The sequence below is a fragment of the Agrobacterium salinitolerans genome (genome assembly GCF_002008225.1).
GTDB classification, from domain to species: Bacteria; Pseudomonadota; Alphaproteobacteria; order Rhizobiales; family Rhizobiaceae; genus Agrobacterium; species Agrobacterium salinitolerans.
On the sequence record NZ_MRDH01000021.1, the window covers coordinates 65000 to 77005 of the forward strand.

A 12006-nucleotide genomic window follows, 5' to 3' on the forward strand; every position below is an offset into this window, starting at 1 on the left:
GGTCTTACTCCGCCGCTTCAACATGTGGGGTGGGGGCAAAATCATCCGGGAAATGCCTCAGTGCGCTCATCACTGGATAGGGCGTGAAACCCCCAAGCGCACAGAGCGAACCGAATTTCATGGTTTCACAGAGGTCTTCCAGCAATGCCGTGTTTTTCTCCCGCTCGATGCCGAGCGCGATCTTGTCCACCGTCTCGACGCCACGCGTCGAGCCGATGCGACAGGGCGTGCACTTGCCGCAGCTTTCGACCGCGCAGAATTCCAGTGCAAACCGCGCCTGATGCAGCATGTCTGCCGTGTCATCGAAGACAACGATGCCCGCATGGCCGATGAGGCCACCAGCGGCCGTGAACGCCTCGTAGTCGAAGATCGTGTCGAACAGCGAAACCGGGAAATAGGCCCCGAGCGGACCGCCCACCTGCACCGCCTTGACCGGACGGCCAGTGATCGTGCCGCCGCCGATATCATTGACGAATTGTCCGAGTGGCAGGCCGAAGGCGGTCTCGTAAAGCCCGCCATGTTTGATGTTTCCGGCAAGCTGGATCGGGATGGTGCCATGCGAACGGCCGACACCGAAATCGCGATAAAACGCTGCGCCACGATCCATAATGACGGGAATGGATGCAAGCGAGATGACATTGTTGACGACGGTCGGCTTGCCGAACAGGCCCTGAAGCGCGGGCAGCGGCGGCTTGGCGCGCACCGTGCCTCGTTTGCCTTCAAGGCTGTTGAGCAGCGACGTTTCCTCGCCGCACACATAGGCACCGGCGCCCATGCGCACTTCCATGTCGAACGCGCGACCGGAGCCGAGGACGGAAGGCCCAAGAATACCCTCACGCCTTGCGATCTCGATTGCCTTTTCCATGACCTTGATCGCGTAGGGATATTCCGAGCGAGTATAGATGAACCCCTTGGTCGCACCGACGGCGAGGCCGGCAATGGCCATGCCTTCGATCAGCACAAAGGGGTCGCCCTCCATGATCATACGGTCGGCGAAGGTGCCGCTGTCGCCCTCATCCGCATTGCACACGATATATTTCTGGTCGGCCACCGCATCAGCGACGGTCTTCCATTTGATACCCGTCGGGAAACCAGCCCCGCCACGTCCACGCAGGCCACTCTGGGTCACCTCGGCAACGATATCGGACGGCGCCATCCCAACAGCTTTTTCAAGGCCCTTCATGCCGTGATAGGCCCGATAATCCTCCAGAGACAATGGATCGGTCACGCCGCACCGGGCAAATGTGAGACGCGTCTGGCCTTTCAGGAAGGGAATGTCCTTCGTCGGCCCGAGACAGAGGCGATGCTCGCCGCCGGTCAGGAAATTGGCATCAAAAAGCGAGGCCACATCGCTTGCCTTGACGGGACCATAGGCGATACGGCCATGCTCGGTGCGCACTTCCACCAGCACTTCAAGCCAGAGCATGCCGCGCGAGCCGTTGCGGACAATCCGGACGTCAAGGTTGCGGCCAGCGGCCTCGCGGGCGATGGCATCGGCGACGCGGTTTGCACCAACGGCAAGGGCGGCAGAATCGCCGGGAACAAAGACGGTGACACTCATCGGCGCGCCTCCGTCAGAATGTCGCTAAGACAGTCCTCATCAAGACGGGCATGGACTTCGCCATCCAGCATCAGCGCTGGCGCCTGCGCGCAAAGCCCGAGACAAAAGACCGGCTCCAGCGTCACGGAACCATCGGCTGACGTTTCATGCCAGTCGAGACCGAGGCGGTTCTTGACGGTTTCTGAAAGAGGCTCGCCACCCATCGACTGGCAAGCCTCGGCGCGACAGAGCTTCAGGACATGACGCCCGTGGGGATGATCACGAAAATCGGGATAGAAGGTGACGACGCCATGGACCTCGGCGCGCGAGATATTCAGCGCGGATGCGATGATCTGCTTGGCGCTTTCCGGGATATAGCCGAATTCATCCTGCACGGCGTGCAGGATGGGCAGCAGAGGCCCTTCCAGATGAAGAAGTTCGCCAATGACAGCGGAAATACGGGCCGCCTCATCTGCGGCAACCGCTCTGATATTCATAAGCCAGTCCTCCCAAACCGACAGGGGCAGGAATGGCAACCAAAACTTGCATCAAGCTCATCGCCACGCCCCTCATGTCATTGAGAATGGCGAAGTGCGGCTCGTCAGGTCAATAAGTCGTTTCCGTCGTGTGATAGGAAATTCCTATCAAATGATTTTTCTGCGGCTCTGAGACGCGCCTCATGCAGAAGCGCCGAAACTAGAGGCGTGTGCGGTTCCCGGTGTGTGGCAATCAGGCCGACGAGATGTTCCGGGTCAGGATCGGTGATCGGGATAATCCTGATCTGCTTTGGAAAACCGAACGATTCAGCTAGGTTACGCGGCATTATTGAAGCCCATTGTCCGGTGCGGATATGGGAAAACAGCACGATCATGGAGTTGGATTCAAGTGTCGGTTTGGCCTCCACTCCAGCTTCGGCCATGTGCCTGTTGATGATGCGCCGGTTCTGCATGTCCGGGGTTAATAGGCATAACCTAAGACCGGAAACTTGCTTCCAGGTAACGCTTTCCTGATCAGCGAGCGGCGTTCCGGCCGCGGCAATGAGGTGATATCGCTCCGAATAAAGCGGCACAGTCGTCACACGCCCGAGTGGTTCGTTGTCGAGGTAACTGATTCCGGCATCGATCTCGAGGTTTTCGATCTGGCTCAAGACCTGCAACGAGGTTCGTGAAGTCACCGAAAACGTCACATCGGGATGGCGCGCCTGAAAAGATTCCGTCAATCGCGGTACCATCGCCAGCGCAGTCGGAATGACGGCAAGGCGAATGTGTCCGGCAAGACCCTTGCGGGCAGCGCGCATTTCCTCGCGCATGGTGCGCGCATCGCCAACGATGCGACGCGCCCATTCGAGCACACGCTGGCCTTCCGGGGTCAGCCCCTGGTACCGCGCCGAACGCACGACGAGAACGACACCCAGCTGATCCTCCAATTGCCGGATTGCCGCCGACAGGCTGGGCTGGGAGACACCACATTCCTCCGCCGCCCGGCCGAAATGTTCTGCCCGCGCCAATGCAATGAAAAATTCCAGCTTGTCGATCATATGCTCTCCCCCGGCGCGCAATCCTTAGACCGGTGCACGCGGAAGAACACTAGAACGCGGCGGCGGCGCCCGCAAATAGCTGCAGGCATTTTCCTTGCGGCTAAGCGCAGGCGACGAGCGCCGGCCCCTTCAAGCGCGGATAATCGTAGGCGTTGACCTTCGAGGTGTTGTAACCCGCGCCCACCAGAGCTTCGGCAAGCTTGATCGCAGCCGTGACACCATCGATGACGGGCACACCGGTGGCCTCCCGCAGGCGGTCGCAGAGAGATGACATGCCGGCGCAGCCAAGGATAATAGCCTCCGCCGCATTCTCACGCTTGGCAGCCTCGATTTCGCGGCGGAGCAGTGCTTCCGCGACCTCCGGATCCTCCTCAAGACCAAGAACCGGCAGGTCGATCGCGCGAACATTTCGGCAATGCCTTTGAGCGCCATAATCCTCCACCAGATCTTCGATGATCGGAATGGACCGAGGAAGCGTGGTGATGATCGAGAAACGGCGGCTGATCGTCATCGCCACCTGAACCGCCGCCTGGCAGATGCCGATAACCGGCCCCCGCGCCACTTCGCGCGCGGCGTGAAGTCCCGGATCGTCGAAACAGGCGATCACGTAGGCGTCCACATTCTGCCCCTCTCCTTTGCGGATTTCCGCCAGAAGCCCCGGAACGGCCATGGCCTCATCCGCCTGCCCTTCAATGCTGACGGGGGTGTCGACCGGATTTGCCGCGGAGACGTGGGTTTCCTTCTGCTTGACCCGCAGCGCGCTATCGAGTGCCTGCGCGGTCATGGAAGCGGTGGAATTGGGATTGATCAAACGAATATGCATCGCACACATCCTGAAAAGCTGTCACTTGCCGTCAGGCGCGGTGAAATCGGTGATAGGTGGCGCCTTTAAAACGAACTGGCGGTCCGAGGTGATGTAGTTGTCGGCGTGAAGCCGGGCGATCGGCTGGTAGCGATCGGGATCGACATAACGCCCCTCTTCATCGAGGCACTCGTTATGGACATGCATATGCACCACTTCGCCCAACACCAGCGTTCGGCGGGGGTAATCGATCAGTCGCTCCACCCGGCACTCGAAAGCGCAGGGCGATTGCGCAGCATAACTTACGTCGATCTTGGTGCATGGCGCGGGCGTGAGCTTTGCCATCGACATCTCGTCAACTTCATTGTCAAAGCCGAGACCACAGATCAGCATCTGTTCAGACAGCGCCATGTCCACCATATTGACGACGAACTCGCCGGTGCGGCGAATATTCGCCATCGTGTCCTTTTCCTCCCCGCTGACCTTCGGCTGAATGCCGAGGACGACGATGGGCGGATCATGAGAAAAGACGTTGAAGAAGCTCATCGGCGCTGCATTGTTATGGCCCGCTTGCGAACGGGTCGTCACAAGCGCGATCGGTCGCGGACCGATAAAATTCGTCAAAAGGCGGTAGCGGCTCTGGGGCTCAAGCGCGCTGAAATCGAATTCCATGATCGGCATCCTAATTTAGTCGACAATTATCTTTCATATTGTTGACAATGTTGCAACCAAAATCCCGTTGATACAGTTGACTTTTTCATTCACATCGCGCTTCTCTACCGCGATTGGGGAGTATGTCGAATGAGCGAGCAGGCCGGCCCGTCCACGCAGCAGATTGTCGAGAAAGTATGGCTTTCGATTGCCGAACGCCGGCTGCGTCCGGGCGTGCAGTTGAAGGAAGAGCAACTGGCGACAATCTTCGGCGTCAGTCGTGCAAGAATCCGCCAGGCCTTGTCCGTTCTTGAGCGTGACGGGCTGGTGACGATTGTTCCCAATCGCGGCGCATTTGTATCCAAACCATCGGTCGAGGAAGCCCGCGACGTATTCTTTGTGCGCCGTACCGTCGAGCAATGCGTCGTCGAAAGACTGTGCAAATCCGCTACCAAAACCGATCTCAAAAAACTGCGCGACCATGTGGCGAAAGAGCGCGTGGCCAATACCAAAAACGTCACGACCGACATCATCAAGCTTTCCGGCGGTTTCCACCTGCTGCTTGCGGAAACGCTCGGTTCCGATTTCCTCTTTACCACCATGCGCGACCTCATCTCCCGCTCGTCGCTGATAACCGCCGTCTACCGTAACACGGATCGCTTCAACTGCGGCCCGGACGAACATGCGGAAATCGTCGATGCGATCGCCAACAACGATCCGTCGCGGGCCATCCACCTGATGACCCACCACCTTGAGCATGTGGAAGCGGAACTCGATCTCAGCGAAATCCGCGACCTTTCCCACGACCTGCGCGCAGCACTCGGCTGATCCCCCTCTCAGGCGCGCTGTCGCTGGCCCGTCCACTCCACATCATCTTCGACCAGATGACAGGCGACCCGCGTGCCGTTGGCGAGGTTTTTCACTTTTGGCACCTCTGCAGAACATTGCGCCGTCGCCAGCGGGCAACGGGGGTGAAAAGCGCAACCCGAAGGTGGCTTTAGAGGACTCGGTACTTCGCCTGCCACAATCTCCCGATCCCGCTGCGGCGTCTTGATATTGGGGATCGTCTGGAGAAGCAGCCGCGTATAGGGATGGCGCGGATTGGCGAAAAGCTCTTCCGTATCCCCCTCCTCCACAATCCGCCCGAGATACATAACGGCGATACGGTCTGACATGTGACGAACAACACTCATGTCGTGGCTGATGAAGAGATAGGTAAGGCCGAGTTCATCCTGCAAGCGGCGCATGAGGTTCAGCACTTGCGCTTGCACCGAAACGTCGAGCGCCGATGTCGGCTCGTCACAGACGAGGAATTCCGGTTCGCTGGCCAATGCGCGGGCAATGGAGATACGCTGGCGCTGGCCGCCGGAAAATTCATGCGGAAACTTTTCGCCGTCCGAGGCCGACAGCCCCACGGTTTTGAGAAGCTCTTCCACGCGCTCCATCGTTTGGGCCTTTGTCGCGCGCAGCTTCAGCTCGCGGATTGGCTCTGCGATGATGTTCTTCACGCGCCAACGTGGATTTAGCGAGGCATAGGGATCCTGAAAGATCATCTGCGCCGACAGGGGGCTGCCCCTGCCGCCCGCCGCAAATTGAAACTCACCGGCGCTTGGCCGGAAAAGCCCTGTTATCAGACGGGCGACTGTCGATTTGCCGCAGCCGCTTTCACCGACGATGCTGAGACAGCCACCGGCCGGAACGGCGAAATCGATATCGTTGACGGCCTGGACGAACTGCCGGGGTTTGCGCTCGATGATGCGATTGAGAAGCGGGGCCGAAACATCGAAGGTTTTCGTCAGGCCCTTCACCGTCAAAGCCGGCTTGCTGAGTGCTGCTTTTTGAGCTGCGGATTGTGTCATGCTGTGCCTCCTGCGTTTAGCCAGCATGCACTGGCGCCGTTGCCGACTGTTTCGAGTTCAGGCCGTTCCCGCAGACAGCGCGGCCCGGCAAAACCACAGCGAGGATTAAACGCACATCCCGGCGGGATCGCATCGAGACGCGGCATCGCCCCGTCAATCTGGTTGAGCCGCTCTACCCTAGCGCCAAGCGACGGAATGGAGGCCATCAGGCCCTGCGTATAGGGGTGGCGCGGTTCGTGCAGCACCTGTTCAACCGGTCCCACCTCTATCAGCCGGCCGGCATAAAGCACCGCCACGCGGTCGGCAGCCTCGGCAATCACACCCATATCGTGGGTGACGAGCATGACCGCGGTCTGCTTTTCTTTGCACAGTCGCCGCAGCAGCGAAATGATCTGCGCCTGGATCGAGACATCGAGCGCCGTCGTCGGCTCATCGGCAATGATGAGTTTCGGTGAAGCGGCGAGCGCCAGCGCAATAACGACTCGCTGGCGCATGCCACCGGAAAACTGGTGCGGATAATGATCGACACGATCCGCAGGTGATGGAATGCCGACATCTTTCAGCAGTTGAACGGCCCGAGCGCGTGCATCCGCTTTCGACAGTGGCAGATGCTGTCGGATCGTTTCGACAAGCTGTGCACCGACCGTAAACAGTGGATTGAGCGAGGTCAGCGGGTCCTGAAAGATCGCTCCGATCTCCCGACCGCGAATGCTTTCCATCGCCCGGTCATCCAGCTGATCGATACGGCGCGACCCGAGCCATATCTCACCGCCGGCAATGTGGCCGGGTTTTTCGAGCAGGCCTTGTATGGCGAGACCCGTCATCGATTTCCCGGCACCGGATTCACCGACGACACCCAGAACTTCGCCGGGCCTGATCGAAAGGCTGATATCGGAAAGCGCAGTAACGGTGCCGCGCCGACCGGGAAACTCGACCTTGAGATTGCGGACATCGATGACCGATTGGTTCATTTCAACCATGTTGTGCGACCTCCACCGGATAGCTCGGAGGGAAAATTTCGGAGACAGGCGGATTTGCCCAGCTCCGTTCGGGATATTTGGCAATCAGACGATCAAACTGCGCCTGCGCCTGTTCGCGGGCACACCGCATGTCGATATGAGCGACCTGTCTCTCACGCATGGAAAGACGGCCATCGACAAAAACGGCCCGCGTGACCTTGCCAGAGCCGCCGGTCACCAGCGTGGTGATGGGATCGATGCTCGGCGCCATGACGATATCGTCGAGGTCGAATACGGCAATGTCTGCCCTTGCACCCGGCGAAAGATGGCCAAGGTCAGATCGTCCAAGCGCGCGCGCGCCGCCAAGTGTCGCCGCATCGAAAAGATCGGCACAGTGGATCTGGTCTGGAACGCCGTCATTGATACGACAGGTGATCAGACCAACGAGCAGGTTCATCAACATGTCCGCCGGCGCCGTATCCGTTCCCATCGCAATGTTGATGCCGCGTTTGCGGCAGGAAGAGAAGGACGAGAGCGTGCTGCCGCCGCGGCTCGATACCAGCGGACAGTGGACGATCGACACGCCGTTCTCCGCATAAAGCGCCAGGTCTTCTTCCGTCGCATTGGTGGCGTGCGGCGCGATCAACCTTTCGCTGAGAAGCCCGGCTTTGGCGAGCCAGACGGGTGCGGTCGAGCCGTGAAGCTTGCGGACCGTTTCGACCTCCATGATGCCCTGCGCCATATGGAGACGGAACTTGCAGCCGAGTTCGCGCGCGGCAGCGTCTGTACGCTCGATCAGGCCCAGAGTGGAGGTTTCGACCCGATCCGGTGCGAGCATGCCGCGCACCAGATCGCCATGCCGCCCACTCTGCTTTTCAATGAAATCGACCGCGTCGGCGAGACCCTGAAAACCGCGCTCCTCATCAAAGACCGGCACCATGCGGCCCGGCTCTTCGAGCACCATGCCGCCGGAGCGGAAGGCCGGGCTGAGATAAACGCGAAGGCCAAGTTCACCAGCAGCATCGGCCGCGGCCTCGAACTCAGTTACAGTCTCCCCCCACGCGCGATAAAACAGCGATGCAATTGGCGCTACGGTGGTGATGCCGTTGAGAAGCAGTTGTCCAAACGCGAAACGCTTCTGGAAGGCGAGTTCTTCCTGCGAGTACATCTCGTAAGGACCGGCCTCGACATAGGAGCGCGGCCAGACACGGCCCTTCGCCCAGCCCGGATGATGATCGATGCCGAGGATCGTCGTATCGAGATCGGAAAGCGCATCGAGATCGATCAGGCCGGGGCTGACGAGAGCATTTCCGAAATCGATACGCCGGGCGACCTCTCCGGGAAATTCATGCCCGACAAAGACGATTTCACCATTTTCGAAGACAACCTCGCCGTTTTTGAGAAGGCGGTGCGATCCATCCTTGTGTCCGACAACCCAGCTGGCTGTCAGCAACGTCCGTCCTTCCGGCCTTTCGCCGAGTTGCAACGAGTTAAGAACATCGCTCATCACGGCGCCTCCACGATGGCTTTGCCGTTTCTCGCAGTGACACGGCCGCCTTTGACGACCAGCGGCCGCGGCGCGATATCGACAACGGCTTGCGCCAGTGTTTCCCCGGTCAAGAGGGTGAAGTCGGCATGACATCCGATCTCCATGCCATAGTCTTCGAGACCCATTACATCGGCGCCGCCCTTGGAAACGACGTGCAGCACGTGGGCTAGTTCGATATCCGAGCGCAGTCCGTTTTTCATGCCGATGATCTTGGCGCGATCCAGCATGTCCGGCTGTCCCCACGGACCCCATGTATCGCGGATACCGTCACAGCCGCCACCAACACGCACACCCGCTTCCTTGAGGCGCATGATCGACGGCACGCTTGCCGATGGCGCACCCGTGGTCAGGATGGCAACGTCGAGCCGCGCGATCTCGTCGATCAGCCTGCCGACGCGCAGATAGTCATTCATGCCGAGTGCAAAGGCATGGCTGATGGCGACATTGCCCTGCATGCCGTTTGCCCGGATGCGCTCGAAAATAAGCTCCATGGTGAAGGCGCCGAGGTCGGCGGCTTCATGCAGGTGGATATCGATCGGGACGCCGTGTTTTGTTGCCAGTTGGAAAAGAATGTCCAGTTGGCCCTTCGGATCGCGGTCGATGCCGCAAGGGTCAATGCCGCCAAGCACTTCGCAGCCCTGCTTCAAGGCTTCATCGAGAAGCTCCACCGTGCCGGGCATGACCATGACACCGGATTGCGGGAAGGCGACGATCTCGATATCGATGATACCATCAAGCTTTTCCCGGGTTTCCCAGATGCCCTCGACCAGCTTTAGCCCGTGGGTGGGGTCGATATCGACATGGCTGCGAATATGGGTGCCGCCATTGGCTGCGAGCCCGATGGCATGGCGCATGGACTGGCGATGCGGATCGATGCCGATCTGAACGCGGTTCTCCCGCTCGAAATCGATCCGCTCGCGAAGGATGGCGGCACGATTGTTGACGTGCCAGGGCATGCCCCACGTGGTCTTATCCAGATGCGTATGGGCATCGATGAGACCGGGGATGGCGATTGCTCCCTTACCATCCTCGACCGGCATTTCGGGTTCGGCTTCAAAAGTTCCGAAACCTGAAATCTTGCCGTCCCTGATCAAAATATCGCAGGCTTCGCCCGCCATGGGCCGTACGTTGCGCAAAAGAAGATCGTGCATGGAACTCACCTCAGTTTCGGATTGAGCGCGTCGCGCAGCCAGTCACCCAGAAGGTTGACGGTGACGACGAGCAGGCAGAGTTGGAAGACCGGAAACAGCACAATCCACCAGGAGCCGGAAAACAGGAACTGGTTGCCGATGCGGATCAATGTGCCGAGCGACGGCTGGCTCGGCGGCATGCCGATGCCAAGGAAGGACAGTGTCGCTTCCGTGAGGATGGCCATGCCGAAATTAAGCGTCGCGGCGACCATGATCGGCGTCAGCGTATTGGGCAGGATATGTGCCGCCATGATGCGACGGGCGGGCACGCCGATCAGCTTGGCGGCCTGAACATAGTCCTTGCCGGTTTCCACAATGGCTTGAGCGCGCACCGTTCGCGCATATTGCACCCAGGCGGAAAGCGCGATGGCGAGAATGAGCACGGCGGATGCACCGACTTCACGCAGACTGTCCGGCAGCATCTGCCGCACGACGGTCGACACGAGGATGGCGACGAGAAGGGTCGGGATGGAGAGCGTGATATCCCCGATGCGCATCAGCAAACCATCGGTAAAACCGCCGAAATAACCCGCCACCAGACCCGCCGTCATGCCGATGATGAGCGAGAGCACCACGGAGGCAACACCGATGACGATGGAGATGCGCGTGCCATAGAGAATGGCGGACAGCATGTCGCGTCCCTGCGTATCCGTTCCAAGCAAGAACGGCCATTCGCCGCCTTCCTGCCAGATCGGCGGCAGCTCGGCCTTCCACATGTCGAGCGATGCGCCGTCATATGGGTTCTGGGGCGCAATCCACGGCGCGAAGATGGCGGCAAGGATCAATATCGCAAGGATGAGCGCGCTGATCTTCGCCGATTTGCTGCGGCTAAAGGACCAGTAGAGGTCGCTGTCACGCATGCGGCTGAAAAGCGACCGACGGGCGGGTTTTTCCGTTTGCGAAAGGTCTGTCATGAAACCGGCTCCCTTCGGTTAGCGCGCGGTGCGCAGACGCGGATCGATGACCGCATAGGCGATATCGACGAACGTGTTGAGGACAACGAAGATGAAGGAGATGATGCAGAGATAGGCCGCCATGACGGGAATATCGAGAAAGGTGACAGCCTGAATAAACAGCATGCCCATGCCCGGCCACTGAAACACGGTTTCCGTGATGAGTGCGAAGGCGATGAGCGAGCCGACATTCATCGTCGTCAGCGTCACAACAGGCATGAGACAGTTGCGCAGCGCATGGCGGAAATAGATCCGCCAACGCGGTATGCCGCGCGCTCGCGCGAATTTCACGAAATCGGAGCGCAAGACTTCAAGCATTTCCGCCCGCACCAGACGCATGACGAGCGTGATCTGGTAGAGAGAAAGTGCAATGGCAGGGAGAATGAGGGCCGCTCGTCCGGAAGACGTCAAAAGCCCCGTCGACCACCACCCGAGCTGGACGACATCGCCGCGACCAAATGCAGGCGCCCAGCCTAGCGACACCGAAAATACCAGAATGAGAAGGATGCCGACAACGAAGCTTGGCAGGGAGACGCCGACAATCGACAGGAATTGCAGGCCCTCCGTATACCATTTCCCGCGCCGGATTGCCGTCAGAACGCCGAGAGGCAGGCCGACGACAAGCGATATGATGGTGGCAACCAGCACCAGTTCGAGCGTTGCGGGAAACCTTTCGGCGATCAGCGGCAGCACCTGCTGGCCGTTGCGGTAGGAAACACCGAAATTGCCCTCCGCCGCATCTTTGACAAATCGCAGATATTGGGTCGGCAGGCTGTCATTGAGGCCGAGCCTCTCACGTAGAGCGGCGCGATCCTCCTGCGAGGTCTGTTCGCCAACCATCAGCTCGACAGGATCTCCCGCCAGCCGAAAGATCATAAAGGCGATAAGCGCAACGGAAAGCATGACCAGCACGGCATTTCCCAAACGCTTGATAATGAAAACCAGCATTGTTACCTCTCGGACACG

Annotated in this window: 12 protein-coding genes; 1 reads left to right on the forward strand and 11 read right to left on the reverse strand. The window is 59.5% G+C overall.

Annotated features, from left to right (window positions below):
- Positions 1–4 precede the first annotated feature (4 nt).
- The 5 genes from BS627_RS14510 to BS627_RS14530 form a co-directional block, all read right to left on the reverse strand.
- Positions 5–1561 (reverse strand): formate dehydrogenase beta subunit, encoded by a 1557-nt coding sequence (locus BS627_RS14510; protein WP_077983895.1) that lies wholly within the window; start codon positions 1559–1561, stop codon positions 5–7.
- The gene (locus tag BS627_RS14515; protein WP_077983896.1) at positions 1558–2037 is read right to left on the reverse strand and encodes a formate dehydrogenase subunit gamma; all 480 of its coding nucleotides are present in this window, start codon (positions 2035–2037) and stop codon (positions 1558–1560) included. The genes BS627_RS14510 and BS627_RS14515 overlap by 4 nt, the downstream gene beginning before the upstream one ends.
- 104 nt (positions 2038–2141) lie before the next feature.
- The gene (locus tag BS627_RS14520; protein WP_077983897.1) at positions 2142–3077 is read right to left on the reverse strand and encodes a LysR family transcriptional regulator; all 936 of its coding nucleotides are present in this window, start codon (positions 3075–3077) and stop codon (positions 2142–2144) included.
- A gap of 100 nt (positions 3078–3177) precedes the next feature.
- Entirely contained in the window at positions 3178–3900 is a 723-nt protein-coding gene (locus tag BS627_RS14525; protein ID WP_077983967.1) for an aspartate/glutamate racemase family protein, read from the reverse strand.
- A 21-nt stretch (positions 3901–3921) separates the two neighbouring features.
- Entirely contained in the window at positions 3922–4551 is a 630-nt protein-coding gene (locus tag BS627_RS14530) for a flavin reductase family protein (RefSeq protein ID WP_077983968.1), read from the reverse strand.
- Positions 4552–4680: 129 nt separating this feature from the next.
- Here BS627_RS14530 and BS627_RS14535 point away from each other — a divergent pair, with 129 nt between their 5' ends.
- Positions 4681–5358: a GntR family transcriptional regulator gene (locus BS627_RS14535; protein WP_044458905.1), complete on the forward strand. Its 678-nt coding sequence runs from the start codon at positions 4681–4683 to the stop codon at positions 5356–5358.
- A gap of 8 nt (positions 5359–5366) precedes the next feature.
- Here BS627_RS14535 and BS627_RS14540 read toward each other — a convergent pair whose 3' ends face one another.
- The 6 genes from BS627_RS14540 to BS627_RS14565 are packed head-to-tail and all read right to left on the reverse strand — an operon-like array spanning position 5367 to position 11988.
- A complete protein-coding gene (locus BS627_RS14540) occupies positions 5367–6389 on the reverse strand; it encodes an ABC transporter ATP-binding protein (protein ID WP_077983898.1) in 1023 nt (340 codons plus the stop codon).
- On the reverse strand, positions 6386–7369 hold the full coding sequence (locus BS627_RS14545; RefSeq protein ID WP_089153255.1) for an ABC transporter ATP-binding protein: 984 nt from the start codon (positions 7367–7369) through the stop codon (positions 6386–6388). The genes BS627_RS14540 and BS627_RS14545 overlap by 4 nt, the downstream gene beginning before the upstream one ends.
- Positions 7362–8855, reverse strand: coding sequence for an amidohydrolase family protein (locus BS627_RS14550; RefSeq protein WP_077983899.1), 1494 nt, complete (start codon positions 8853–8855; stop codon positions 7362–7364). The genes BS627_RS14545 and BS627_RS14550 overlap by 8 nt, the downstream gene beginning before the upstream one ends.
- Positions 8855–10048 carry an amidohydrolase family protein gene (locus BS627_RS14555; protein WP_077983900.1) on the reverse strand — a complete coding sequence of 398 codons (1194 nt, stop codon included), beginning with the start codon at positions 10046–10048 and terminating at the stop codon, positions 8855–8857. Before BS627_RS14555 ends, BS627_RS14550 begins: the two co-directional genes overlap by 1 nt.
- Positions 10049–10053: 5 nt before the next feature.
- On the reverse strand, positions 10054–11001 hold the full coding sequence (locus BS627_RS14560; protein ID WP_077983901.1) for an ABC transporter permease: 948 nt from the start codon (positions 10999–11001) through the stop codon (positions 10054–10056).
- 18 nt (positions 11002–11019) lie between these two features.
- Positions 11020–11988 carry an ABC transporter permease gene (locus BS627_RS14565; RefSeq protein ID WP_077983902.1) on the reverse strand — a complete coding sequence of 323 codons (969 nt, stop codon included), beginning with the start codon at positions 11986–11988 and terminating at the stop codon, positions 11020–11022.
- Positions 11989–12006: the final 18 nt, after the last annotated feature.

Bases quoted from the DNA above. Each gene is read 5' to 3' on its own strand.
- BS627_RS14510 (WP_077983895.1), bottom strand. From the start codon at position 1,561: ATGAGTGTCACCGTCTTTGTTCCCGGCGATTCTGCCGCCCTTGCCGTT.
- BS627_RS14515 (WP_077983896.1), bottom strand. From the start codon at position 2,037: ATGAATATCAGAGCGGTTGCCGCAGATGAGGCGGCCCGTATTTCCGCT.
- BS627_RS14520 (WP_077983897.1), bottom strand. From the start codon at position 3,077: ATGATCGACAAGCTGGAATTTTTCATTGCATTGGCGCGGGCAGAACAT.
- BS627_RS14525 (WP_077983967.1), bottom strand. From the start codon at position 3,900: ATGCATATTCGTTTGATCAATCCCAATTCCACCGCTTCCATGACCGCG.
- BS627_RS14530 (WP_077983968.1), bottom strand. From the start codon at position 4,551: ATGGAATTCGATTTCAGCGCGCTTGAGCCCCAGAGCCGCTACCGCCTT.
- BS627_RS14535 (WP_044458905.1), top strand. From the start codon at position 4,681: ATGAGCGAGCAGGCCGGCCCGTCCACGCAGCAGATTGTCGAGAAAGTA.
- BS627_RS14540 (WP_077983898.1), bottom strand. From the start codon at position 6,389: ATGACACAATCCGCAGCTCAAAAAGCAGCACTCAGCAAGCCGGCTTTG.
- BS627_RS14545 (WP_089153255.1), bottom strand. From the start codon at position 7,369: ATGGTTGAAATGAACCAATCGGTCATCGATGTCCGCAATCTCAAGGTC.
- BS627_RS14550 (WP_077983899.1), bottom strand. From the start codon at position 8,855: ATGAGCGATGTTCTTAACTCGTTGCAACTCGGCGAAAGGCCGGAAGGA.
- BS627_RS14555 (WP_077983900.1), bottom strand. From the start codon at position 10,048: ATGCACGATCTTCTTTTGCGCAACGTACGGCCCATGGCGGGCGAAGCC.
- BS627_RS14560 (WP_077983901.1), bottom strand. From the start codon at position 11,001: ATGACAGACCTTTCGCAAACGGAAAAACCCGCCCGTCGGTCGCTTTTC.
- BS627_RS14565 (WP_077983902.1), bottom strand. From the start codon at position 11,988: ATGCTGGTTTTCATTATCAAGCGTTTGGGAAATGCCGTGCTGGTCATG.